The organism is Acinetobacter calcoaceticus, assembly GCF_900520355.1.
Taxonomy (GTDB): Bacteria; Pseudomonadota; Gammaproteobacteria; order Pseudomonadales; family Moraxellaceae; genus Acinetobacter; species Acinetobacter calcoaceticus_C.
This window is the reverse complement of sequence record NZ_LS999521.1, coordinates 2,059,970-2,085,805: the sequence shown is the minus strand read 5'-3', so window position 1 is coordinate 2,085,805 and position 25,836 is coordinate 2,059,970. Positions and strand designations below refer to the sequence as shown.

The window sequence follows — 25,836 nt, the reverse complement described above, 5'->3', positions numbered from 1 at the left end:
AAAATAAAACGGATCTTTGATAACAAAACGGATTACATCTTAAATTGAATCTTTAATTCAGATTTCTGCATCAAATGAAGGCGATTACTCTGAATATGTTGCAATAACATCTGTTTGACTGAATCATGCATAAAACCAAGTGCATGAGCTTTCACAATAATGATGCTCGGCAGGGTATAAAAGAAATACTTAACATCATCAAGAGTTGCATTATTAAAAATACCTTGTTCAATTAACGTCTGCTGCAAAAACTGTTTTTCATTTAATACAGAATCTGAAGATTCATCCCAAAAACGATGACGCATTGCCATCAGATTGTTGTGTTTATAACTCATAAATTGTCAGCTCAGACTTCAAATCTAAATAAAATATATGGAGTCGAGCCGCGAATATCAAGGTGAGATTATTTTTTCTTCAGTTGCTGATTGAGTTTTTATGTAACTGTTGTAAATAGCCTAAGTAAATTTTAAAATTTTTCTAAAAAACCTATAATCGGAAAAATTTCATCTATAACACCATTTATTATGACTCCTGCATGCAGATTGTTAAAAAGTAATAAAATTGAATTTTCTATTCATGAATATGAACATGATTCAAATGCCAAAAGTTTTGGGTTAGAGGCAGCCGAAAAATTAGCTTTAGATGTAAAAGAAGTATTTAAAACTCTAATGGTAAGTGACGATAAGAATTATTTTGTTGCTGTCTTGCCGGTTAATCACCAATTAAATTTAAAAAAAGTAGCTACGGCGTTTGGATGTAAAAAATTACAGATGGCTAACCCTAAAGATGCTGAACGTTTAACTGGATATTTGGTAGGAGGAATTAGCCCTTTAGGCCAAAAGAAACGTTTAAAAACTGTCATTGATGCATCAGCACAAAACTTTAGCAAAATTTATGTCAGTGGCGGAAAAAGAGGGCTTGATATTGGTTTAAACCCTAAAGATTTAGCTCAGCTTTTAAATGCTCAATTTGTTGATGTGCTTGATTAGTAAAATAAATCTCTTTCTTATCTCATTAAATTAACTAATTTTAAGATAGGTAGTATTAAATTAAATTTTTTAATAAAAACAATTCTCATTATTACTTATATTTAGTATTATTCCGAGCCTTATAAAACTTAACTAATAACTTTTGGGCTTGGAGAAAGGAAAAAATGCATCAATATAAAAAGGTCGGGGCTAACTCAAATCATTTGACGTGTGCTAAACCACGATATTTTAAATTAAAACCTTGTTGTATTGCTGTAGCAGCAATATTTGCGCAGCAGGTTTATGCGAATACAAATATTGAGAAGGCAACCCTTAATAATCAAGCGATACAAAAGCCTGTAGCTCAATTGCAAAAAATTATAGTGACGGCGACAAGAACACCCAAAAATATTGCTGAAATTGCAGGTACAGTTCAAACGATTGAGAAGCAGCAAATTGAACAACAAGCAACAGCTGGACGAAAAATTGCCGATATTCTGGCTCAGTTAGTTCCATCACTTGGGGTGAGTAGCGGAACGAGTACCAACTATGGGCAAACAATGCGTGGTCGTGATGTCATGATCATGATTGACGGCGTATCTCAAAATGGATCACGCGATGTTGCTCGACAGTTAAATAGTATTAGCCCAGGCATGATTGAACGTATAGAAGTCCTTGCTGGAGCTACGAGTATTTATGGATCTGGTTCTACCGGTGGGATCATTAATATTATTACAAAACGTGCTGATTCGACTAAACCTGTGAGTTTTGAGACTAAACTTGGTATTACGTCTTCTGATACATTTCGGAGTGATAGTCTAGCTTATGAAGTTGGCCAATCTATTTCATTTAATAAAGATAATATAAATGGTTTCTTAGGGGCTAATTTCACTAGTCGCGGGTCTCAGTTCGATAGCCATGGTGATCGTATTGCTATAGCACCTATGCAGGGTAGCCGTCCTGACACTGATACAATTGATATTAACAGTCGTATAAATATAGATTTAACTGATAACCAATCACTAAGTTTGGGTGCGCAATATTATAAAGATGAACAAGACACGAATTATGGTCCTGATTATGGGAAAAATTATATTTATGGAGGAGCGCCTAATTCATATATTGGGAAGAAGGGTTTAGAAATATCTAATCAGCCTTTTACAGAGCGCTACGCATTCAACACTCAATACCAAAATAAAGATATTTTAGGTCAGGTCTTAAATCTAGAAGGATATTACCGTAAAGAAGACGCTCGTTTCTTTCCAGTCTTTTTAGGAGGGGAAAGTACAGAAGCAAAACAATCTCAATCTGAAATCGAAGTTGCTGGTCTGCGGTCAACAGTACAAAGTGATTTAAATATTATAAATCGTGATCTTAATCTAACTTATGGTTTAGATTATGAACATGAAAAAGATCATCAACATTATGAGCACTTCACAGCATTTAATACAGGTTTGACATATAAACCCACAGGTAAAATCTCCGATGCTGGTCCAAATACAACAATTCAAAGCGCTGGCGTTTTTTTACAAGGTGATTACGCTTTAACGGACCGTATGAATGTCCAGGCTGGTACTCGTTATCAATATATTAAAGCTGAAACTGAACAGTACTCGACTAAAAATGGGATACAGCCAAACGGAGCTGTAAATGACGATGCGGTTTTATTCAATTTGGGAGCGATATATGAATTAACAGACGAGCAGCAAATATTTGCTAATTTCTCTCAAGGTTTTAGCTTTCCAGATGTACAACGAATGATGCGTGATGCATTTAATATCTCAACAGCGAATATCCAACCTATTAGTGTAAACAGCTATGAACTAGGCTGGCGTTTACAAGGGGAGCAAAGCCTAAATCTAGGTATAACAGGTTTCTATAATACTTCAGATAAAGTAGTTCAGTTTTACAAGAACAGTAATAAAGAAACTGTTGCTGAGGTTATGGACAAAGACCAGCGTGTATATGGTGCTGAACTAACGGCGACCTATCCATTTATGGAAGAGTTTAAAGTGGGGGGAACGCTTGGTTATACGCGAGGTCAATATAAAGATACGGATGGTAAATGGAAAGAGTTGAATGCTTTTCAGGTATCACCAATCAAAGGTACTGTTTTTGCCGAGTGGAACAATGATGAGGGATATGGCGCTCGTGTGCAAATGCTTGCTATAAAGGGTACAAATGAAGCCGTAAAAGATGACTCACTTTCAGCTGTAAAAATTAAAGGCTATAGCACGATGGATGTTTTGGCACATTTCCCAGCGTGGTGGAAAGGACGTATAGATTTTGGTGTATATAATGTTTGGAATAGAGACTATCGTACTGTCTATAGTCAACAAGCAGAAAAAGTATATGGGCTTGTAGAAAGTATCCCAGCTGAAGGACGTACTTATGGCCTCAGTTATACATTTAATTATTAATGTGAGTTGATATAAGGAATATCTATAAATCATAGATATTCCTTATTAAATATAAAAATAGCAAAATAAACTTGCATCAACAAATGAAAATGATTATCATTATCTATATTAAAAGTTAAAGAATATTTTAATAATTAAATTTAACGCCTACTACTGTAATACTAAGTTTTTAGGCGATTTAAAGTTATACCAGAGGCTCAGACAAGAATAACGGCGAAAGATGAGTTGATTTTTGGTATGTGTACACCTGCAAGATATTATAAAAACATGCAGGTCCAAGCAGCGGTAAATGGAACTAAGAAAAATAAATACGATCAGCGCAACAAAAAGAATAAACCAAGAACAGCAAGCAAGGATGGCTTGCTGCTCTTGTATTTAAAGCCAGCTTCATAATTATTTATATTGTTCAACCTTTTTAGGCTTATAACTCTGCTCAGTAACAGTTTACTTATATTTTTGATTAAAAAATAACCACTAATGTTTCATTTATTAACATCCTGCCTTTTTATCCAATTTTTTGTATACCCTGAATAAAACATGATCAAAAAAGAGGTAAAAACGTGCTTATTTTTCATGGAAAACCTGTTCATGGAGCAATTTTTGATATGGATGGGACAATGTTTGATACTGAGAGGTTGCGGTTTCAAACATTGCAACACGCATCTCAAGAACTCATTGGACAGGAATTTTCACACGAATATTTAATGCAATGTTTAGGTTTAAGTGCAACTACCGCTGAACAATTGGCTCAACGTTTATATGGTGTAAATGTTCCATATAAAGAGATACGAAAAAGAGCCGATGAGATGGAGCTTGACCACATACGAAAAAACGGCGTACCTATCAAAAAAGGTTTGGTTCAAGTTTTAGAACGTTTAAGAAAATCGGGTTTGAGAATGGCTGTGGCTACTTCAAGTCGCAGAGCAATAGCAGAAGAATATTTAATTAACGCAAATGTTTATAAGTTTTTTGATGTGATTACTTGTGGGGATGAAGTACAAAATGGAAAGCCTCATCCTGAAATATTTCTAAAAGCAGCAAGTCAACTTCATTTAGATGCTAACCAATGTTTAATGTTCGAAGATTCTGAAAATGGCTTAACGTCAGCGCACACATCAGAAGGTCAAACAATTTTATTAAAAGATATTAAAGAACCAAATGATGAAATGTTGGCAAAAGCCGATTTTTATTACGATCAGATGTATGACTTTTTAACAGATCTTGATCAATTTATTCCTATTGTGGATATGCCAGCAGTACAAGAACCTTTTCCGCAAAGCCTAAATCAACTTACCGTTGGGATACATGGTTTTGGTGCTATTGGTGGCGGTTATATAGCGCAAATCTTGTCGCACTGGGATGGATACACCAAACCAAGACGTATTATTGCTTCTACCCGAAACAGCCTATTCCGCGAAGCGGTAAATGCGTTTGGAACTTATAGCATTCGCTATGGGCAGTTTTCTTATGATGAACGCATTGAAAATATGACAATTGTTGACTCAGACAATGAACAGCAAATGTTAGAGATGTATACCCATTCAAGTTTGATCGCACTTTGCTTGCCTGAACAAGCGATTGAAGCTGAGTCAAAGACGATTGCAAAGGGTTTATACGCTCGTTTTAACTCGACATTAGAAACATGTATAGAACCATTAACTTTTTTAATTATTTTAAATAAAGTTGGCGCCAAATATTTGGTGATGAAGCATCTTAGAGAAGCACTTTTAGAACTAACTAATGATGAGGACGTGACAGAGCATATTTTAAAAGAACATTACTTTTGCGATACCGTTGTAAACCGTATGGTTTCAAAACTATCTAATCAGAATCTATATCGTCAGCTTCGCATTAAGCATCATTTTCTTGAACAGCATTTATCTGATGTGGAACAAGAGGAGCAGGTCGAAATTGAAGATTGCAATAAACTGACCCAAGATCAGCAAAATCAGGCCTCTTTATATGTAGATAATATGCGTCGTAATTTTCAGCCGGGACATATATTACAAAGCATGGATTTAATCTTGTTCCATAGCGAAACTGATATGCCAATTTATGTAGAAAAAGGTAGCCCTTTACTCGAAAAATTGCGCCAAGTTGTCTTGGTTGAGCAAATTACAGATATTCAATTAATCAAAAACCGACTGTGGAACGGCGTACACGCGATGCTTGCTTGGTATGCATCGTTACTGGACTATGATTCTATTGGTGTTGCTATGGGAGATAGTTCTGTTAAAGCTTTTGCTGAGAACTTAATTACAGAAGTAAAGCAAGGGCTTGCAATCGTGTTGCCTAACTACGCAAAAGATCTGGATCGACTTGCGCAAAGTTTTCTAGATTCATGTGAATATGCATTTAAAGATCCATGTCAGCGTGTGGCGCGAGATCCTCTACGAAAACTGAGTCACAATGAACGGGTAATAGCATCAATTGTGGTGAATATTAGTCATGACTTACCCTATAAAAACTTATTAAAGGGTGCTGCTTTGGGTTATGCCTATGCAATTCAATTTTTGAAAATGGATGAGGCTGATGCGATTAAACATTTACAGCAACAAATTCAGAATTTAGATTTGAGTACAGTTCAGAAACGGCAGTTGGAAGTTGAGTTGACGCAATTAATTCAATATTTATTTTCTGAACAAGGCAAGCAACCTTTGAACATGAATAGTACTAACTCCAACACTACGCGCACTCAATATGCTTAAATTCGTTCAATAAATTTGCACTCTACAATTGAATTGAAAGGTAAACATGCTTTAATACAAAAATTGAATCATTTTGAATTAAAGCTGTGCTGCTAAAACCCTCTACGCTCATGGTGCCAACATTTATCCGGGATTATCGGGAATGGCACTGTGGGCGTCAAAATTATGCTTTATGGTATCTGGAAATTAATGATCAAAAATTAGTTGATTATTTAGATACATTACGCGCGCATTTTTCAGATTTTTTATTAGAACCTAATAGCCGTCAATATCATGTCACGCTGTTTATATGCGGTTTTTTGACTCAAGAATCTAAACTTTATAAAGATGATTTTAGTTTTAATGAGTTTGAGCAGCAGAGAGAAATTTTAAGAAAAGAGGATTTTGCTCCATTTCATTTAAAAATTGGAGCAGTTGATAGTTTTAGTAGTGCTTTATTTGTAGAAATTCAAGATGCCGAAAATATCTTATCTCTAATACGACAGAAGTTAGGCACGGTTTCTAATGAAATTGCAGCTCTAGATTATTGCCCACACATTACCTTAGGGTTATATAAAAAAGACTATAGTAGTGATTTGATTTTGCAAAAAATTTCTGAATTGCCTGTACAATATAAGCATGCTGAATTTGAACTTAAAATTGAGCATTTGACGTTTGGTTATTATCAGGCTCAAACTTTACAAGGTAAGTTATATCCATATCAGCATTTGTTTTTAGGTGATTCATGTTGCAACTAATTTTGGGTGGTGCTCGTTCTGGTAAAAGTCGACTGGCTGAACAAACGGCAATATCTATGCAATTAGCTGTGACTTATGTCGCGACGGCGCAAGCGCTTGATCCAGAAATGCAAAACCGAATTGCACACCATCAAAATCAGCGTCCTGCTCACTGGTCCTTAGTTGAAGAGCCATTATATTTAGCAGAAGTTCTGCAAAAAATTGATCGACCTAATCAAATCATTTTGGTGGATTGTTTAACGCTCTGGCTAACGAATTTGTTACTTTTAGATGATCAAAACGTTCAAGAGTTTGAATGTGAGCAACTAATAGACGTTTTACCTAAGCTTCAATCAGAAATTATTTTAGTCAGTAATGAAACTGGTCTGGGTGTTGTGCCATTAGGCGAGATTAGCCGTCGTTTTGTAGATGAAGCAGGCAGACTGCATCAAGCTCTAGGACAAATTGCAGATAAAGTTGTGTTTTGTGTAGCTGGTTTTCCAATGATTTTAAAAGGTGAGAAGTAAAATGAACTGGTGGTTAGAATCGGTAAAGCAACCTAATCTGGAAGCAAAAAAACAAGCTGAACAATATCAACTCCAACTCACTAAACCTACGGGCGCTTTAGGTGATTTGGAGCAGATTGCAATTACACTTGCTAGTTTACAGTCCAACGCTCATCCTCAAGTTAATTATCCATGGATCACAGTTTTTGCAGGCGATCATGGCGTGGTTGAAGAAAATATCTCTGCATATCCTCAAGCTGTCACACGTCAAATGTTGCAAAACTTCACAACTGGTGGTGCAGCAATTAGTGTAATTGCTAAATATCATCAAGCTCATTTACAAGTTATCGATTGTGGCACAGTAGGCGAAGCGTACGAATATGCAGGTGTTGAGCGTTATTGTATTCGGGCAGGCACAGCAAATTTTGCAAAACAAGTTGCAATGAATGCTGAGGAATGTCGTGCTGCTTTAGAATTAGGAAAAAAGAGCGTAGGTACAGCTAAAGCCAATGGTGCAGATATTTATATTGCGGGTGAAATGGGAATTGGAAATACCTGTTCTGCTTCTGCGTTAGCATGTCTTTTATTAAATGAGACGGCTGAGCAATTAACTGGCGTAGGTACAGGAATTGGTGCCGATCAGTTAAGACATAAAATTGAAGTTATTGAGCAGGCAATAGAGCGTCACTATCAACATGTCATTGGTGATGCGTTTAAAATCCTAAGTGCTGTAGGTGGCTTGGAAATTGCTGCCATAACTGGTGCTTATATTCGATGTGCTCAAATTGGTTTACCCGTGATTGTGGATGGATTTATTAGTTCGGTAGCTGCTTTATGTGCGGTACGAATGAACCCTGATGTACGGGGCTGGATGCTATTTGGACATCAATCGGCAGAATATGGTCACTGCCGTATTTTACAAGAACTTAATGCTGAGCCAATTTTAAAGATGAATTTGCGTTTAGGTGAAGGTAGTGGAGCTGGTGCTGCTTTGGCTTTGGTTAAAATGGCGTGCGTATTACATAATCAAATGGCAACGTTTGCTCAAGCGGCTGTAAGTGGAGACAAAATTGAGTAAATTGAAAATTGATTTACTCAGACATGGTGAAACTCAGTTTAGCCATACTTTACGGGGGCATTTAGATGATGAGTTAACAGCAAAAGGTTGGCAGCAAATGGAGTCAACCATTGAGCAAGTCGCAAATCAGCCATGGGATGTGATTGTTAGTTCCTCATTAAAACGTTGTGCTTGTTTTGCCGAGCAGCTAGCTGAACAAAAAGAATTACCGTTAGTTTTAAGTCCCGATTTAAAAGAAATGTATTTTGGTGATTGGGAAGGAGTTTCAACACAGCAGATTTATGAAACCTCACCCGAGTTGCTAGCAAATTTTTGGCAAAAGCCTAGTCAGTATTGTCCTCCTAATGCAGAAAGTTTAATTCTATTTCAAAATAGAGTTTTGATTGGGTTTAAGCAATTAATTGATCAAATGCAGAGCCAAAACTGGCAACATGCTTTAGTTGTTACCCATGGGGGCGTAATTAAATTATTGGTTTGTTTAGCCGGGCAACAGCCTTTAGATGACCTACTTAAAATGCCAGCGGAGCTTGGGAATTTATATTCTCTCGAATTTTCTAAAACAGATGGTCAATTAACTTTTATACTGAGATAGCAGCTTTATATTTTTATACACTTGTAAGTTATTATTTTTATAAAGATATTTGAAATATTGTAATCGTACTGTCATTGCTAAAAATTAAGATATGAGCATTTCTTATTAATAGCTTATCTGACTTATGAATATTTTATTTAAAACAACGCTGCTTGCCGCGTCATTAGTGCTTGTGGCTTGTAATAATAATGACGATCAAGATGATCAGCCAACGACACCACCTACAACCCAATCAAAGTATTATCAAACAAAGACACCTTACCAACCTCAACAAGAATTAAAAAGCTATGAACAAGCACCAAGTGGATTCCAACCTGTTTTTACAGAGTTAGTGGCTCGCCATGGCTCAAGAGGTTTATCAAGTCTCAAATATGACTTAGCACTTTATAATTTGTGGAAACAGGCAAAAGCAGAAAATGCCTTAACGCCGTTAGGTGAGCAATTAGGTGCTGACCTAGAGGCCATGATGAAAGCCAATATTCTGTTAGGTTACGGCGTGGAAGGAATTCGTCAGTTTGGTTATGGTAATGAAACCATGACTGGTATTTTAGAACATCGCGGGATTGCTGATCGTTTATTACAACGATTACCGAATTTATTTAATCAACAAGCTTCGATATCGGTACAAAGTTCGGGTGTGGATCGTGCGGTAGATAGTGCTAAATTTTTCACGGCTGAACTCATTAAACAACAACCGCAGCTCAAAGATAAAATTGTTCCAGTCTCTTATACCAATTTATCGAGTGAAAGCGTGCCAAGTGTTGAAGATGGTGGGGTAGACCGTTTTAAACTTTATTTCCATAGCTTGAATGCAGATGAAGACCTAACTCAGCCGCTAAGTGCTAACCAACAGAAAATTTATGATGCAAGTCAGGCCTATCAAGATTTTGAAGAAAATAATAAAGATTTAACCCAAAAGTTAGATGAATTATCAAATCATACTCAAGCTGAACAAGTCGCTTTAACTGTGTTAAGTCCAATTTTTAAAGCAGATTTTATTAAAAAATTGGGTACAACAGGTTATAGCTTTAGTAATACGGGGTCTTTTACAGTCACTTCGCCTAAAGGTGAGCAAATTACGGAAAAAGGTAAGGGTAAAAACACTATCGCCAGTGCAGTTGATGCAGCAGCTTATGTGTATGAGCTTTATTCGATTTCTGGTGGCATGAAAGATGAACTAAAAGGTATCGATTTTGATAAATATATGCCTGTAGAAGCCGCAAAATTCTATGCCGGATTTAATGATGCAAATGATTTTTATGAAAAAGGTCCAAGCTTTACAGAGTCAAATCAAGTCACAAGTGCAATCGCCCAAGGTTTAAAGCAAGATTTATTTCAACAAGTTGATGCTGTAGTCAATAAAGCTCAACCTTACAAAGCGGTTTTACGTTTTGCTCATGCAGAAATTATTATTCCTCTGGCCACCAGCCTAGACTTACATAATATGATGCAGCCTTTACCACTTCGCCAGACGTATAATTACTCAACCAGCTCATGGCGCGCAGAAGTGGTTTCACCTATGGCTGCCAATATACAGTGGGATATTTATCAAAATAACCAAGGCAATACTTTGGTAAAAATGCTTTATAACGAAAAAGAGACTTTATTTAAGTCTGCATGTAACTACGCGCGTTATAGCCCAACCAGTTTCTACTACGACTATATAAAATTGAAACAATGCTATCAAATACAATAGATTTTCAGTTTTCTGAAGTATTTAATGGGAATAGGGATTGCTATTCCCATTTTTATTTCTTCATAATTCAATCTGTTTTGAATATAGATCAGTTAGAGACTTGGATTGGATATGACACCCTTTTGGATCGCATTGCAATTTTTAACTGTTCTGCCAATCGAGTTAAAGACAATGCCGACGGCGCAACAAAATGGTCGAGCTATTTTGTTTTATCCCTTGGTTGGGTTCATTATCGGTGGCATTCTTTTTCTTATTGCATGTCTTTTCGCAAAATTACCAATTCTTCTACTTGCCCCCATCATAATGACTTTATGGATTTGGCTAACAGGCGGTTTGCATTTAGATGGGCTGGCAGATACGGCAGATGCGTGGGTAGGTGGTTTTGGAGACAAGCTACGTACTTTACAAATTATGAAGGATCCAAGTTGTGGCCCCATTGGAGTACTGAGTTTAGTTGTTATATGTCTGCTCAAGTTCGCACTGGTCTATGTACTGATTGAACAACATCAAATGCTATTTTTAATATTGGTTCCTGCACTTGGGCGCCTTGTGCCATCCATTTTATTTTTAACTACACTGTATGTTCGTGAAAAAGGTTTAGGCCGTTCTCTGACCGACCATTTACCTAAAACAGCTTCTTGGATAATAATTGGGTTAGTTTTGCTGTTACCTTTATATTGGGGATGGCAAGGTCTAATCGCCGTGATTGGGTTTTTAATGAGCCTTGTTTATTTAAGACATCTGTTTATAAAACGTATTGGTGGCATTACAGGGGACACTGTGGGGGCCGCGATTGAGCTTAGCGAAACTGTGCTGCTTTTTGCTTTTATCGTAAGTTATTTTTATTTATAAATAATAAAACTTTTAAACCCTATTACGGCTTATCTAGAAATTTCATTAAAATAAAAAGCCCTCAAAAAAGAGGGCTTAATCGATATTCTTAAAAAGATGGATTAACGATTTGGTAAAACGTCTTTTAAAGCTTCATGCATTTCAAGTAATGTTTTTTCGGTTGTTTCCCAGTCAATACAGCCATCAGTCACTGATTTACCATATTCTAGATCACAAAGATTTTCTGGAATATCTTGGCGGCCGCCTTTTAAGTGACTTTCAACCATAAGACCAACAATTGACTTATTTCCATCTAAAATTTGTTCAGTAATATTCTTAAGAACAAGTGGTTGTAAGTACGGGTCTTTGTTTGAATTTGCATGACTTGCATCAATCATGATTTTATTGCTTACTTTTGCTTTAGCCAAAGCATTTTCTGCTTCTTCAACAGAGCCAGCATCATAGTTTGGCTTACCATTACCACCACGTAAAACTACGTGTGCGTATGGGTTGCCTTTGGTGTTAATAATTGAAACCTGACCATCGTCATTAAGGCCTAAGAAACTATGACCATATTTAACAGACTGCATGGCATTGGTTGCAACAGTTAAGCCACCATCCGTACCATTTTTAAAACCAACTGGTGACGATAGACCAGAAGACATTTCACGGTGAGTTTGGCTTTCGGTTGTACGTGCGCCAATTGCAGACCATGAAATTAAGTCTTGGTAGTATTGTGGAGAATTCGGGTCAAGTGCTTCAGTTGCACATGGCAGACCTTTTTCATTTAATTCAAGTAAAAGCTTACGGCCAATGCGCAAACCTTTTTCAATATTAAATGAGTCATTCATATCTGGGTCATTGATTAGACCTTTCCAGCCAATTGTTGTACGTGGTTTTTCAAAATAAACACGCATAACCAAATATAAAGTGTCTTTAACTTTTTCATTTAATGCTTTTAAACGATCGGCATATTCGTGAGCAGCTTTAGGGTCATGAATTGAGCAAGGGCCAATAACGACAAATAAACGTTTATCTGAGCCATCTAAAATATTACGGATGGTTTCACGACCTTTTAGGACGGTTTGTGAAGCAACATCAGATAAAGGCAGCTCTGATTTAAGCTCGGCTGGAGTTACAAGAGTTTGAATGCTTTTAATATTAACGTCGTCGATATCTGGCTTGGAAACTGATTTTGAATGTGTATTCATTGCTGTCACTGGTTCGATCATACTAAAGGTTGTTTTGTGTACTGAATATACCATGAAATAATTATGAAAATCCTACATCTCATGGTATTTCGCTTTGGAAAAATCTTATTGATTTTGCTATTGTTCAGTTGAGTTGCTTGTTTTTTCAGCAATCACTACTTGTTGTTGTACCACAGGGGCTTTTGGTTTTGCTTTGACCGGGTTAACCATAAAATTAACACCGAGAGCAAATAGAGTAATCCCTAAAATTTTTCGGATTAAACGTTCTGGCATGCGGGAACTAATGAGCGTACCTACAATAATTGCTGGAATTGAACCTACTAATAACCACATAAGAAGCGTAAAGTCGACGTTACCAGCACTCATGTGTCCAAGGCCCGCCACTAAGGTAAGCAATACGGCGTGTACCACATCTGAACCAATAATTCGAATCATTGGCAAGTTCGGGAACATGATCACGAGTGCCATAATACCAAATGCACCAGCACCAACCGATGAAAGCGTTACGAACACGCCTAAAATAATACCCATAATAATGATGTAGAGGCGTTTATGGTGAATAGCCAATTGCTCATTTTCTGTTTGTACTGTTTCTTTACTTCTAAAACGATTAAAGAATTTTTCAATTCGAGAACGAAAGATAATTGAAACACCCGTCAGAGTTAGCATAAAACCTAAAACCATGGTTAACACAGCTTTATAGTGAGTTGACTGGCTTAAAAAGTGTTCAAGTACCCAAGATGTAGCGAAAGATGCCGGAATACTACCCACTGCAAGCCATAAAACAATTGGCCAGACAATATTAAGTTTTCTAGCATGGACCATAGAGCCACAGAACTTTGAAATTGCGGCATAAAGTAAATCGGTACCAATTGCGATATGCGGTTCAATTCTAAAAAGACTAATTAAAATTGGTGTCATTAATGATCCACCACCAACTCCTGTAATCCCTACACAGAAACCAACTAACATACCCGCTAAGATAAATTCAAAAGGACCAAACATCTTTATCGCCACTTATCACGAAATGTCCATATCTTATTCCTTTTAGAGATAAACAGTTGTCATGAATAATGATTTACTTATGCAAAAAAAAGCTAAGCAATCAAAATATTGCTTAGTCTGAGACATTTTTCATCAAATTATTAGTATTAAAGACTATTTTGATGATTTTAATGGGTTCAGTAAAAGGATGAGACCAAAAGTTAACGGCGTTGCAAAGATCCACCAACTAACAAAACCAATTGAAAAGTTATAATGTCGAATCAGAATATATGCGCATAAAACAAACAATATGAATGCAGCTATCTTAAAGTATGGGTAATATTTTTGAGCTAATGATTTGAAATGGCCTGTTGATTTTGGCGATCGATATTTTTCACTCGCCATAAATAACAAATACATTCCTAATAAAATTAAGATGAAAGCTATAAAGATCATGAGCTCACCTCAGTATTTAATTTATTCAGCTTTTTTTGGACTTTTTCTACAGCTTTATGCTGAATAGGTTGAATTTTGCAGAATATAAAAATCGCTAAGCCTGCAAATATCCACAAAAATACATCTATACGTGCAAAGACCCAATAATTGTTGAAGCTTTGAATATAGTCATGTTGAAGTAAATAGCTTAAATTTAAGATTGGAAGCGCCATACAAAGCAGAATAAAAATACTCAGTTGAGTTCGCCATAAATATTGTTTTTTAGTGACTAAAGCAATGATTAAGCTGATTAGCCAAACCAAGAAAAAACTATAAATTTCATAATTGATGGTGGTTGAAGTAACTGTAAATAATCGATTTGCGCTCAAATAGGCCACAGTTGCACACGGCAGTCCCACAAAAGTTGCGACATTTAAACGGTCAACTAAATAGTGTCCAAAGTGAAACTTACTGTTCTTATTTTGAATTTGGCGTTTAAGGCTCCAGAGTAACAAGCCTGACGCAATCATGACACAACCTAAAATGCCAGAAAAGAAGAAACCTAAGCGAAGTAAAGGCTGGGCAAATGTTGCCATGTGTAGACCGTAGACTCCCGCATTCAGCGTTGCAATCGCACTATTATTACGTGTGTCTGCTAAGACTTCGCCTGTTGATGCATTCAATGTAATTTGAGCCTGATTACGGGTAATTGAATGATCTTCTTTTTGAATAAAGGTGATTTGTGCCTGATTGGTATTTGGATTTTTTATACTCATTGTCGATAAAGTTTGATTTCCCCAATTTTGTTGCACTTGGCTTAATAACTTTTCGATAGATAGGTTCTGAGCTGGCTGTATTGACTCGTTCTCGGGCACAGCCTTTGTACGTATTTCGGTAAAATATTGATATGGATTTTCTGGATAGAGCTTCTGCATTCCCCAAGGCAGATATAAATAAAAGAAAATAGCTAAGCCTGTAAAGGTAATGGTTAAAAAGAAAGGAAGTGCAATGACCGAAGAAATATTATGAAAGTCTAGCCATGAACGCTGAGACTTAAATGTACGCAAAGTAAAAAAGTCGGTGAATATTTTTTTATGGGTAATAATGCCTGAAACTAAAGCAATCAACATAATAAATGCGGCAAGACATACTATTAGTCGTCCGATGAATATTGGCAAACCGAAGAGTTGATAATGGAAACGGTAAAAGAAATCGCCGCCTAGCGTTGCCGAAAGTTTAAGCTCTTGGCCTGTGTTTGCATCCAGAGTTGCATTTCCATAACCGCCGTCTGGTTTTTCCCAATACATGGTGTTTACCGGACTCTCAGGTGTTGCAACATTTAAATACCAAGATTTGGCATCTGGAGCATGGTCTTGTAAGTATTGATAGGCTGTTTTAATAGCAATATCTTGCTTTACTTCATATTGCGCAAGTGGAGGCTGCATCCATAAATTAATTTCGTGGCGGTAATAAGACAAACTTCCCATTAAGAAAATGGCGAATACGAGCCATCCAAAAATTAAACCAGTCCAGGAGTGTAGCCATGCCATAGATTGGCGTATACCTTTATGCATAACCCACCATACGCGTTGCAAAAAAGAAAAGGGCACAGAGTACGATTGATAACCCAGTGAGTTTCAAAAGCGATTGAATGCAAAAACCTATAATGACGAACAATACGTAAAATAGAATTGCTATAAATGCTGCAAGATAGATGGCCTCAGGTTTATCTAAGGTCAAACGGAAAATTCCAGTAAGTCCAAGACTTAAATACGCCATACAGGCAAAACCCATACCGAAAACTAGCAAGAATCGATAGAAAACTTTTATACGATATGACACTGGGAGATTTACAATTTTGGACATCTTTACTGACACATACACAAAGAATAATAAGTAAAGCCAATCCCTAAATTGAGATTGGCTACGATATTAATATTTAAACTTTATAGCAACTGTATAGTTGGCTGGAGCGCCATAGTAGCCTTGGCCACCAGATAAGCCTGACAAATATTTTTCATTTGTTAGATTGTTTCCATTCACTTGGAACAGTACATGTTCATTTAAATCATAACTGGCCATAACGTTAAGCAATGCATATGCATCTTGTTTTACAGTTGAGTAAGAGGTGTCATGTATATCATCTTGCCATTTAATGCTTGCACCTACTTTCAATTTTGGAATTTGTGGAACAGTATAAGAAGCTAAAACGTTAAGCGTTTGAGTTGGGATATTAGGTCTGCCTCTTTCACCCGTTTCCATATTTTTTAGACTAAATGTTGAAAAACCAAAAACTAAATCTAAGTTATCAGTTAATTTTCCAGTTAATCCGACCTCAACACCTTGTGATCTAATTGTTCCAATCGGGGATGAATATTTGTTATAAAGCGGATCCCATAATGGATCTAGTGCAAAATTATCCTCGTCTGTTCTAAAGATGGCGATATTTCCTGTTAAAGCTCCATCTAACCAAGCGCTTTTTACACCTAATTCATAGCTTTCACCCTCAACTGGTACAGCTGTTTGTTTAGTAGAAAGATCGATAACAGTTTGTGGTCTAAAAATAGAGGTGTAACTCATATAACCTGTGTATTCAGGAGTAAAGTTATATGTAACACCTGCATATGGAGAAACTTTATTCTTTTTATATTCTAAAGTGTCGATTTCAGTGTAGTTGGCACCTAAGATAAATTTCAGATCCTCACCTAAATGAAGACGAGTCGCACCGTAAACGGACTTCATGGTTCTTTCTTCTGGGTCAGCATAGGTAAAGTCTCCCCAAGTCGGTTCTTCAGGAGTCCAGCTTGGTAAGTCTGTGGTAATAACACCTAAACTACTGCCATACGAATAAACACTTTGAGCACTATATTTTGACCAGTTATAACCAATATTTGCTTCGTGTTGCTGCCCTAATAAATTAAAAGTACCTTGAATGTCTGCATTAGTAGTAGTTTCTTTAAATTTTTGATTATAAATCTCTGGTAATAGTGAAATACCAGATGTATTGTCAGTAGCAGAAGGAAATCCATTGAGATAAAGCATTTTATCTTTAACATCTGATTTCTTAAGGTTATAGCCTAATCTTAACTTCCAGTCTCCCCATAATTTTTGTTCAATATTGGCAAAATAATTATCTATTTCCCAATCGTAGTATGTCCATGACGGTGCATAATTATAGTTACGAGAATAACTTAATGGTTCACCTTTGGAATTAACCAAGGGTAGAGCACCCCATTGAGAACCATTGGCGTATTGACGAGTTTTCGAATATCCTGCTGAAACATTTGTGGTGTCTGTAACGTCAGCTTCTAAAATTCCTTGAAATCCATTTTTTTCTTCTGAATAGCGGTCTAGATAAGAATCTCCTACTTTCTCATAACCCACGAGACGTCCGCGTACACGACCATCTTGAGTAAGAGATCCTGAAATATCAGCTTCATAACGTTGGGTATCCCATGAACCATAGCTCACCCCAGCATTTGCTTGAAATTCTTTGGTAGGGCGTTTACGAATATAATTAATTGTAGCACCAGGATCACCTAGAGCATTTGTTAGGGCATCAGCGCCTTTTACGATTTCAACACGATCGTAGAAATAACTGTCTGCATCACTATTATTATAATTATAGCTATCAACTTGAGGGATACCGATCCCGTCAACCAAAATATTTGAAATATCAAAACCACGAGCAGTATAAGTGGTTCGGTTTGTTTCTAATCCAGTTACAGTCACACCTGGTGTATTACTTAAAATATCTCGTGTGGATGTTAAACCAAAATCTTCAATTTGCTGACGAGTAACGACATTAATGGTTTGAGGGGTTTCTTTAGCTTCAATATTAAGCTTAGTTGCACTATTTGAGTTTTTAACATTATAGGCTTTGGTTTGCTCTGAAGATTGCTCAACATCCGAAGCTTTTACTTTAATCGTTTGCAGGGCTTGCACATTAGTATCTTGAGCATAGGTGAGATTCGCATAACAAATCGCGCAGGCGATGACGGATAGCTTAAACGGTCGAGGTGGGATATTCATAAGATTAAAGATAATGTTAATAATTCTCATTTATTCTATTGTTTGTAAATAAAAGCTACAATTGAAAAAGTATTGTTAATTTAGATTAAAAGATAAATACTTAATGTAATTTTAGATAGTAGATAAAATTTTGTCTTGTGTTTATAGCTTAAGCATCAAGTTCAAGATTGATAAATCTCTATGCTAGAATGCATTATTTCAAATTCTTGGGTAAATCGCCTTGGCAAACCGAAAACTTAAAATAGGCATTGTAGTTGGGGAAGTTTCTGGAGATACACTTGGCGTTAAGCTCATGCGTAGTTTTCGTGAACAGGGAATTGATGCTGAATTTGAGGGAATCGGTGGTCCCCAAATGATTGCTGAAGGTTTTAAAAGCTATTACCCGATGGAAACTTTGTCGGTAATGGGGATTGTTGAAGTACTAAAAGACTTAAAAAAATTATTTGCGGTACGTGATAGTTTAATTAACCAATGGATGGAGCAACCCGTTGATATTTTTATTGGTATTGATGCGCCAGATTTTAATCTTAGACTTTCCAAAAGTATTAAAGAGAAGAATCTTCCAATAAAAACCGTCCAATATGTGAGTCCATCAGTTTGGGCGTGGCGTCAGGGACGTGTTCATGGCATTAAACAGAGTATAGATTTAATCCTTTGTTTATTTCCTTTTGAAAAAGTTTTCTATCAGCGATATGAAGTTCCAGCAGCTTTTGTAGGCCATCCCTTAGCAAAGCAATTACCGCTTGAAAATCCAATTCAAATTGCTAAACAACAATTAGGTATTGATGAAAATCAAAAACATATTGCTTTGTTGCCAGGCAGCCGTAAAGGTGAAGTAGAACGACTTCTTCCTATGCTATTGGGCGCTGCCAATATTTTGCACAAGAAATATCCAAATATTCAATTTTTAATTCCTGCAATTAACGATGCACGTAAACAGCAGATTGAGCAGGGTGTTGAACAATTAGCACCTCATTTAAAAGCTGTAGTTCATATTTTAGAAAATACAGACACTGAATCAAAAGTTGGCCGTATGGTCATGAATGCTAGTAACATTATTGCTTTAGCTTCTGGAACAGCGACATTGGAAGCAATGTTAATGCATAGACCTATGGTCACTTTTTATAAGTTGCATTGGCTGACCTATTTAATTGCGAAGTTTTTGGTCAAAATTCCTTACTACTCTTTGCCGAATATCATTGCTGGTAAAAAAGTAATTGAAGAGCTGATTCAGGCGGATGCAACACCAGAAAATTTAGCTGCTGAAATAGAAAAACTGATGAATATTGAAAAAGCTCAAATTCAAGTGATGCAACATTTAACCATGCATAAACAGCTTATTTCTGGGAATACAGAAGATTCAGTACAGGCAATTTTAAGAATTTTAGAAAAGTAATTAAAAAAATAGGCATTCTTCTGAATGCCTATTTCTATTTTAGCTTAAGCACGTACTATAAGCTCATAACCTGTATATTTACGAACATTAATCACGCCAATATCAAAAATTAAATATTGACCTTTAATACCCTGTAATACACCACGAATTTTTGGTGTTTTATCGAGGTTTAATGATTTGATTTTTTCAGGATATTGTTCAACTGGGTAAACAAACTCACGCGGTAACTCATCTTCTAATAATTCAACAGTTTCGTTAAATTCAAGATTTTGGCTAAATTCTTCACGAATAGTTTGAATTTTAGGTGCAAACTCTTCGATTAACTGATCTCGTTGTTCAACAAGGTTAAGTGGTTCAGCCTCGCCTTTGAGTAATTTGCGCCAATCAGTTTTATCAGCAACTAAAGAACCAAACATGGTTTCAAGTTGGCCAGATAAGCGACGTGAACCTACTTTTAAAATAGGTAAGGCCTGAGTTGCACCTTGATCTAACCAACGACCTGGCATGTGATTGACACGCGTAATACCCACTTTCAAAGCGCTAGAATTCGCTAAATAGACAATATGCGGCTGAAAGCAAACATTGTGGGCAAAGTCATCTTCACGACATGTACCTAAGTGGTAATGACATGTTTCCGGTTTCATAATGCAGAGGTCACATTCCGCTTTAGTTTTAAAGCATTTAAAGCAGTGGCCTTGAGAATATGACTTGGGTGTTTTAGTGCCACAAGAAGTGCAATAAATATTACCTGTCCATTCGATTTCTAGTTCTTGTCCTAAATTAAAAGGAAGATCAATTTCTGAACGGTCTAATACAAATTTGTATTCAACATTTGCCTTGGTTGTCTGTTGATCAGTTACACTAGCATCTTTTAGGCCTGCATGCATTTTATGGCAAATGCCTTGTAGTTCCATAAAGTTTAAACTCACATCTTTCAATTAAGGGTTGCAGTCATGGCTGAACAAAATGTCATCACTTCTATGCTAGACGATTTATCAAAAGAACAGCCCATTCATACTGCACTTTGTATTGGCCAGAAAATTGACCAGAATAACGCAATTCAATGGCGTTATTTTACCGTAACTGAGCTTTTAAGTCTGCCTTTTACTCAGCGTTATGATTTGGGTTTTGTATTATTTGATACCGATGAAATGCAGAACATAACTGAAGTACAAAAATCACAATTATTAGTAAAACTACGTGATTTATTAGCAAAACGAATTGTTGTGGTGAGCAAACGAAGTGATGAACAATTATTGCGTTCTTTAGGGTTTACCCAACTCATTGATAAGACTTCGCATGGTAGCGATTTTGCTTTATGGCAATTTAATATATTGACCTATAAACATGTTCCAGATTGGTTTAACTCAAGATTTTGGGCAAACCCTGAAAACTGGAATAAATTCCGTTGGTAAAAGACTATTTAACCTCTTTCAAAATTTAACAATTTGGCTTTTGCTGTCTTAACAAGAATCCGCGTATGCTCATGTGTAAACCATACATAAGAGTTACACATGACAAATTTAAGCAGTATTGTTGAGGTTTTGGCTAAGCAAGCTTTAGGTGGGAATCAACAAACATCAGGTCAAGGCGGTTTGGGTGGAATTTTAGGTTCTGTACTTGGACAAATGGGGGGTAATACTTCTTCTGGTGCTCAAGGTGGCCTTGGTGGAGTATTAGGTTCTGTATTAGGTCAAGTGACTGGAAATAATAATAATGCGCCTCAAGCAGGCGGTGGTGTACAAAGTTTATTGATTGCGGTTGTGCCTTTAATTTTAGGCTGGGTTCAACAACAAGGCGGCTTACAAGCTGCTTTAGAAAAGTTAAAAGGAGCAGGTCTGGGTAATCAGGTTCAAAGCTGGGTCGATCCAAATCAAGCGAATAGTGCCGTTCCTACTCAACAATTACAAAGCTTATTTAATGCTTCTGATATTGAACAAGTTGCTCAGCAAGCACAAGCACCGAAAGAAGAAGTTTACGGTGCAATTGCTTCAGTCTTACCTCAAGTCATTGACTCATTAACGCCTCAGGGTGACAGTACTGATCATCAAGAAGCAAACCAAGATATTCAAAATGTCATGAATCTCGTAAGTGGTTTCTTAAAGTAAGTGACAAATTTAAAAAAAGCCGATAATTTTTATATCGGCTTTTTTAATCTGCACAATAAAATAAAAGGGCTTTAGCCCTTTTATTTTAGATATGAATCAAAGATAACTGATTAGAAGTTATATTCGATACCAGTACCTACAACAGTTTGCTTGTCGTCTTCTTTAATCCAGTCGCGTTTTTGCTGAGCAACAATACCGTAGAAGCGAGCTTGTTTGTTGATTTGATAATCAAGACCTAAGCCGTACAAGTCAATTTTACGATCTGCTTGACCACTTACTTGTGTTTCAGCAGAAGCGTATTCTGCTTTCACTTTAAGCTTAGTATTAGGAATTTTATAAGCAGCAGTTACCGCATAAGCTTCTTCTTCTAAGCCGCGATAAGCTTTACCAGCTTTATCGATTGCGCCATCTGATTTATATGTTTGACCATATGCAGTCAAGTCATCAGTAGGTTCAGCATGTTGCCATAACGCACCTACTACAAAACCAGATTTTGCGATGTCATAAGAGCCTGTTACACGGTAAGCATCTGTATAAACATCTTTCAGACCGTAAGCAGCATATTTACCTTTTATACCGAAGTCACCAGCAGCAGCCACTGCTAAGCCAAGGTCTTTGTTTTCATAACCAAGAGAAGTTGATACTGAGTCAAAGCTATCATTTTTGCTATCTTTACCAGTTTCACCATCTTTACTGTCAGAAGTGCTTTCGCCAGTTTGAGCCATAATATTGAATGTTAAACCAGCTAGCAATTTAGGGTCTAACTCAAAACCAATCACGTTGTCTAAACGGTTTTCGCCGTACATGATGTTGGTAATATCTAAACGAGTGTCATCATTAAAGATGTCTTGGTTACCACCAGCAGCTGTCTTGAAGTAAGAGTCATACTTACCTGCTTTTAATGTACCAACGCCTTCAGTTTTTAAACCGATAAAACGGTTACGAGCGCTAAGATCAGTATCAGAACCTGAGCCATCAGTAGAAATTGCCCATTCGGCTAAATAAACAGCAGATAGCTTGTCAGTTAATTTCTCTTCGCCTTTTACCCCAATGCGAGAAGAATTTGAGTTAATTTCGGTAACGTCACTTTTTCCATCGAAATTTTTATTGTCAACTTGGTTAATAGAAACATTCAGTTTGCCATACAAAGTTGGCGCTGCTTGCACCGCGTTTATGCTCAAAGTTGCAACTGCGGCAGCGAGTAGCAATTTCTTCATTGAGATTTCTCCAAAAGTATTTAAAAATGGCGTATGCCTAGTTAACTATTTATTTTGTAGTTGACTTATGTACAAAAAGTTACAAAAGCTCACCAACTTGCTAAGCAGTATCGGCAAACTTTGTGACAGGGGCGTGAAAAATAAATGACAGTTTTATGACGGTTAAAATTTAGAAATATATTAATTATTTTAATTTTTATAATTTTTAGACGAAAAAAAGCGGAGTCAAAACTCCGCTTTAATGAATTAAAAATCAAAGAGCTGCTTTAATTTTCTCAGCTAATCCTTTGATTTTTTCTTGGTCACCTAACTCTACAGCATGGCGTCCAAGTTGATGCACATTTGTAGGAATAAGGTGAAAATGAACATGCGGAACAGTTTGGCCTGCCGCTGCTCCAGAAAGTTGCATTAAGACAATACCTTCTAAATTGAGGGCTTTTTCCATTGCTTTCGCAATTTTCTGAACAATTTGTATGGTATAAGCGGCTGCTTCTGGGGGTAAATCAAGCAGCGTTACAGCAGGTGTTTTTGGAATAACTAATGTATGACCATCGGCTTGAGGCATAATATCCATAAAAGCTAGAACTTGATCATCTTCATAGATTTTTATCGCTGGAAGTTCATTGCGTAAAATTTTTGCGAAGATATTTTGATCATCGTATGCCATGTATTATTCCTTTAAAAATTATTTACATTTCAATTCTTTCTGACGCTCTTTAATCGCATCAAGACGTTGTTGCTCTTTGTCAGAAAACTTTGGTTTTGTCGTATGACAGTTTTCATTACCATATTTTTCTTTAGCATCAGGATCTTTAAAACAAAAGCCTTTTGATGCATAAATCAAATTATAATCGTCTTGCAATTTCTGACATTCTTGCTCAGGCGTTGCAGCTTGAACGTTTAAACCAGCAATGCTCACCATGCCAGTAAAGACTGCAACCATAAATTTATTCATGAGCGTTTCCTCAATTAAAGGTATGAACCTGTACTCAATATAAGGTTTATTACCAATATTTCAATGACTATTAATTACTCAAGTGTCATTTTGGTTGATAAATTGTTTACAAAATAAATAAAAACTTTAGATATCAATAATTTATAAAAATCAAATAAAAACATAAACTTAAGCTAAATTTTATATATATTTCCAGAATTTGATTTTCATTTAATTCATTCTAACTCTTATTGGTGATAGAAAAATATGCTCCTAATTCGGGGGAGAACATATAAAAAATTATAGGGAAAAATAAGATTTTATAGCTTTTTTATTTGCTAAATAGACGGCTTAAGTTGGAAATGAGGTCAATGAAAAAGAAATATATCAATGACATTATAAAAATACAAAGCGTGATAATTATCACATTTTGTATTTTAGGATTAAGTGGAATTCACTGGGCCCATTTTAATTTAGACGAAAATGGGCTTTTTCTTTTGATATCTAAAATATAAATAAGCTCAAATTAATCTTAGATTACAATTCAACTGAAAGATGTATTGATTTTACATGTTTTAGCTTCTATTATATTGTCCTTAATTGCTGCGTTTGATAGTTTTTGTAGCCCATTTCTAAAATTGAAATGGGCTTTTTTTATATTTAATTTATGTGAAGGGTTCTATAAGGCTTTTTGTTTATGGGAGCGGTTGCTTTTTTAGTCTAATTTACTTGCATCTAGCAATGCCTTATAAATTTTCAATAGTTAGGACCCAAACTAATACATGCAGCAGATTGACTTATGACCTTATCCTTAAATTTGTGTTGAACGTTCGGTCAGCCATTTTGCCAGTTTTGGCCAGAACTCCAGAGCACTTGCCTGACTCGACATTAGGCCTAAATGACCGCCCGGGATGAGAGTAAACGTGACATCTTGACTGCTTGTCAATTGACTTAATGGAGAAGCAGCTTCAGCAGTTACCAACTGATCACTACGACCCGCACCAACTAAGAGAGAGCAATCTATATTTTTTAATTCGATTTTCTTATCTTTTAACTGAATAACGCCTTGTTTTAACGGATTTTGTAGCCAGACATTAAATAACATGTCCTGATTAATCCCTCCAGGGTAATCAATCATGTTATTTAAAAAATTACTTAAGGTTGCATGCTCTTGTACAAATTGTAGGTCACCAAGATTTTTTAGCAATTGCATATGACCATCAAACCAACCTTTAGGATCAAGAATTTTGAAGCCTAATGAATTTAAAATTCCGGGACTATGAATAAGGCGTTTTGGCAATCCAGAATAAATACGGTCCTGAATTTTTTTATTGCGACCAATAAAGTGATTCATGGTCTGGTAGAGCTTTCCAATATGGCCAGATGCATAACTATCTATTGGACTACCAAGAACAATCAGGTTTTTAATGTAATTAGGTTGGTTAAGAGCAGTATATAAAGTCACAAATATGCCAGCCATACTCCATCCATGGAGTGAGATTTGCTCACTTTTTGAGTGTGTTCGGATGAGCTCTATAGCTTTAGGAATAAAATCTTCAATAAAAGATAAAAAATTAAGATGTCTATCTTTAAATTTTAAACGGCCCCAATCGACCAAATAGACATCGAAACCAGCATTTTGGAAATATTTAATTAAAGAACGGTAAGGATATAAATCATATATCGCCATATTAATGGCGAGTGGGGCCACAAATACTAAAGGCTCTTTAAATCTTTTCTGTGTTGCTGCGTAATAGCGAATACGGGTTTGATTGAACTCGCCAATGACTTCATAGGGAGTGCTTTGTGATAGAACCAATGTTTTTGGGTGAAATAGTCGGGCAGAAAGATGCTTCATTTGACTTTGTTCAGAGACAAGGGACTTTAAGCGTTTCATCTTGCTTTACCAACTATTTACTAAAGATTGAATAAAGTCTAAGCGATAATTTTAAGGTTTACCTTGACCTTAAATACCTTAGACACTCAAAATGATGATAGTTTTTA

General features: G+C 36.2%; 24 protein-coding genes. 12 read left to right on the top strand and 12 right to left on the bottom strand.

Annotated features, from left to right (window positions below):
- Positions 1-32: 32 nt before the first annotated feature.
- Complete coding sequence (locus tag AC2117_RS09970) at positions 33-335, bottom strand: hypothetical protein (RefSeq protein WP_034677196.1); 303 nt, start codon at positions 333-335, stop codon at positions 33-35.
- Between the two features lie 189 nt (positions 336-524).
- Between AC2117_RS09970 and ybaK the strand changes: the two genes are divergently transcribed.
- From ybaK to AC2117_RS09920, 9 genes are all read left to right on the top strand, one after another.
- Positions 525-989 (top strand): Cys-tRNA(Pro) deacylase, encoded by a 465-nt coding sequence (gene ybaK / locus AC2117_RS09965; protein WP_133973783.1) that lies wholly within the window; start codon positions 525-527, stop codon positions 987-989.
- Between the two features lie 164 nt (positions 990-1,153).
- A complete protein-coding gene (locus AC2117_RS09960; RefSeq protein WP_133973781.1) occupies positions 1,154-3,388 on the top strand; it encodes a TonB-dependent receptor in 2,235 nt (744 codons plus the stop codon).
- Between the two features lie 560 nt (positions 3,389-3,948).
- Positions 3,949-6,096, top strand: a complete 2,148-nt coding sequence (mtlD, locus tag AC2117_RS09950) for a bifunctional mannitol-1-phosphate dehydrogenase/phosphatase (protein ID WP_197730900.1) — start codon at positions 3,949-3,951, stop codon at positions 6,094-6,096.
- A gap of 110 nt (positions 6,097-6,206) precedes the next feature.
- Positions 6,207-6,833: a 2'-5' RNA ligase family protein gene (locus AC2117_RS09945; RefSeq protein ID WP_133973779.1), complete on the top strand. Its 627-nt coding sequence runs from the start codon at positions 6,207-6,209 to the stop codon at positions 6,831-6,833.
- Positions 6,821-7,339, top strand: a complete 519-nt coding sequence (gene cobU, locus AC2117_RS09940) for a bifunctional adenosylcobinamide kinase/adenosylcobinamide-phosphate guanylyltransferase (protein WP_133973777.1) — start codon at positions 6,821-6,823, stop codon at positions 7,337-7,339. Before AC2117_RS09945 ends, cobU begins: the two co-directional genes overlap by 13 nt.
- A gap of 1 nt (position 7,340) precedes the next feature.
- Positions 7,341-8,396 carry a nicotinate-nucleotide--dimethylbenzimidazole phosphoribosyltransferase gene (cobT, locus tag AC2117_RS09935; RefSeq protein ID WP_133973775.1) on the top strand — a complete coding sequence of 352 codons (1,056 nt, stop codon included), beginning with the start codon at positions 7,341-7,343 and terminating at the stop codon, positions 8,394-8,396.
- The gene (locus AC2117_RS09930; protein WP_133973774.1) at positions 8,389-8,988 is read left to right on the top strand and encodes a histidine phosphatase family protein; all 600 of its coding nucleotides are present in this window, start codon (positions 8,389-8,391) and stop codon (positions 8,986-8,988) included. The genes cobT and AC2117_RS09930 overlap by 8 nt, the downstream gene beginning before the upstream one ends.
- 124 nt (positions 8,989-9,112) lie before the next feature.
- Positions 9,113-10,684 carry a histidine-type phosphatase gene (locus tag AC2117_RS09925; protein ID WP_133973772.1) on the top strand — a complete coding sequence of 524 codons (1,572 nt, stop codon included), beginning with the start codon at positions 9,113-9,115 and terminating at the stop codon, positions 10,682-10,684.
- A gap of 111 nt (positions 10,685-10,795) precedes the next feature.
- On the top strand, positions 10,796-11,536 hold the full coding sequence (locus AC2117_RS09920; protein ID WP_133973770.1) for an adenosylcobinamide-GDP ribazoletransferase: 741 nt from the start codon (positions 10,796-10,798) through the stop codon (positions 11,534-11,536).
- A 101-nt stretch (positions 11,537-11,637) separates the two neighbouring features.
- On the opposite strand, the gene AC2117_RS09915 is transcribed toward AC2117_RS09920, so the two are convergent.
- The 6 genes from AC2117_RS09915 to AC2117_RS09890 all read right to left on the bottom strand — a co-directional run bounded on the left by AC2117_RS09915 (position 11,638) and on the right by AC2117_RS09890 (position 18,177).
- Entirely contained in the window at positions 11,638-12,726 is a 1,089-nt protein-coding gene (locus AC2117_RS09915) for a 3-deoxy-7-phosphoheptulonate synthase (protein WP_197730899.1), read from the bottom strand.
- A 117-nt stretch (positions 12,727-12,843) separates the two neighbouring features.
- Positions 12,844-13,731, bottom strand: coding sequence for a sulfite exporter TauE/SafE family protein (locus tag AC2117_RS09910; protein ID WP_133973766.1), 888 nt, complete (start codon positions 13,729-13,731; stop codon positions 12,844-12,846).
- A 153-nt stretch (positions 13,732-13,884) separates the two neighbouring features.
- Positions 13,885-14,166 (bottom strand): DUF1634 domain-containing protein, encoded by a 282-nt coding sequence (locus tag AC2117_RS09905; protein ID WP_133973764.1) that lies wholly within the window; start codon positions 14,164-14,166, stop codon positions 13,885-13,887.
- On the bottom strand, positions 14,163-15,719 hold the full coding sequence (locus tag AC2117_RS09900; RefSeq protein WP_227549190.1) for a PepSY-associated TM helix domain-containing protein: 1,557 nt from the start codon (positions 15,717-15,719) through the stop codon (positions 14,163-14,165). The genes AC2117_RS09905 and AC2117_RS09900 overlap by 4 nt, the downstream gene beginning before the upstream one ends.
- Positions 15,712-16,011, bottom strand: a complete 300-nt coding sequence (locus AC2117_RS09895; RefSeq protein WP_197730898.1) for a hypothetical protein — start codon at positions 16,009-16,011, stop codon at positions 15,712-15,714. The genes AC2117_RS09900 and AC2117_RS09895 overlap by 8 nt, the downstream gene beginning before the upstream one ends.
- A gap of 66 nt (positions 16,012-16,077) precedes the next feature.
- Positions 16,078-18,177, bottom strand: a complete 2,100-nt coding sequence (locus AC2117_RS09890) for a TonB-dependent siderophore receptor (RefSeq protein WP_133973762.1) — start codon at positions 18,175-18,177, stop codon at positions 16,078-16,080.
- A 220-nt stretch (positions 18,178-18,397) separates the two neighbouring features.
- Here AC2117_RS09890 and lpxB point away from each other — a divergent pair, with 220 nt between their 5' ends.
- Positions 18,398-19,573 (top strand): lipid-A-disaccharide synthase, encoded by a 1,176-nt coding sequence (lpxB, locus tag AC2117_RS09885; protein WP_133973760.1) that lies wholly within the window; start codon positions 18,398-18,400, stop codon positions 19,571-19,573.
- Between the two features lie 44 nt (positions 19,574-19,617).
- Here the strand turns inward: lpxB and AC2117_RS09880 are convergent, their stop codons facing one another.
- Positions 19,618-20,487: a DUF2797 domain-containing protein gene (locus AC2117_RS09880; RefSeq protein WP_197731019.1), complete on the bottom strand. Its 870-nt coding sequence runs from the start codon at positions 20,485-20,487 to the stop codon at positions 19,618-19,620.
- A gap of 39 nt (positions 20,488-20,526) precedes the next feature.
- Here AC2117_RS09880 and AC2117_RS09875 point away from each other — a divergent pair, with 39 nt between their 5' ends.
- Both AC2117_RS09875 and AC2117_RS09870 read left to right on the top strand, forming a co-directional pair.
- Complete coding sequence (locus tag AC2117_RS09875; RefSeq protein WP_133973756.1) at positions 20,527-20,988, top strand: DUF6231 family protein; 462 nt, start codon at positions 20,527-20,529, stop codon at positions 20,986-20,988.
- 99 nt (positions 20,989-21,087) lie between these two features.
- Complete coding sequence (locus tag AC2117_RS09870) at positions 21,088-21,681, top strand: YidB family protein (RefSeq protein ID WP_133973754.1); 594 nt, start codon at positions 21,088-21,090, stop codon at positions 21,679-21,681.
- A gap of 110 nt (positions 21,682-21,791) precedes the next feature.
- Here AC2117_RS09870 and AC2117_RS09865 read toward each other — a convergent pair whose 3' ends face one another.
- From AC2117_RS09865 to AC2117_RS09850, 4 genes are all read right to left on the bottom strand, one after another.
- A complete protein-coding gene (locus tag AC2117_RS09865; RefSeq protein WP_133973752.1) occupies positions 21,792-22,898 on the bottom strand; it encodes a porin in 1,107 nt (368 codons plus the stop codon).
- A 253-nt stretch (positions 22,899-23,151) separates the two neighbouring features.
- Positions 23,152-23,565, bottom strand: coding sequence for an HIT family protein (locus AC2117_RS09860; protein ID WP_042896449.1), 414 nt, complete (start codon positions 23,563-23,565; stop codon positions 23,152-23,154).
- Positions 23,566-23,583: 18 nt separating this feature from the next.
- On the bottom strand, positions 23,584-23,853 hold the full coding sequence (locus tag AC2117_RS09855; RefSeq protein WP_003651599.1) for a YARHG domain-containing protein: 270 nt from the start codon (positions 23,851-23,853) through the stop codon (positions 23,584-23,586).
- Between the two features lie 790 nt (positions 23,854-24,643).
- Positions 24,644-25,729: an alpha/beta fold hydrolase gene (locus tag AC2117_RS09850; RefSeq protein WP_133973750.1), complete on the bottom strand. Its 1,086-nt coding sequence runs from the start codon at positions 25,727-25,729 to the stop codon at positions 24,644-24,646.
- Positions 25,730-25,836: the final 107 nt, after the last annotated feature.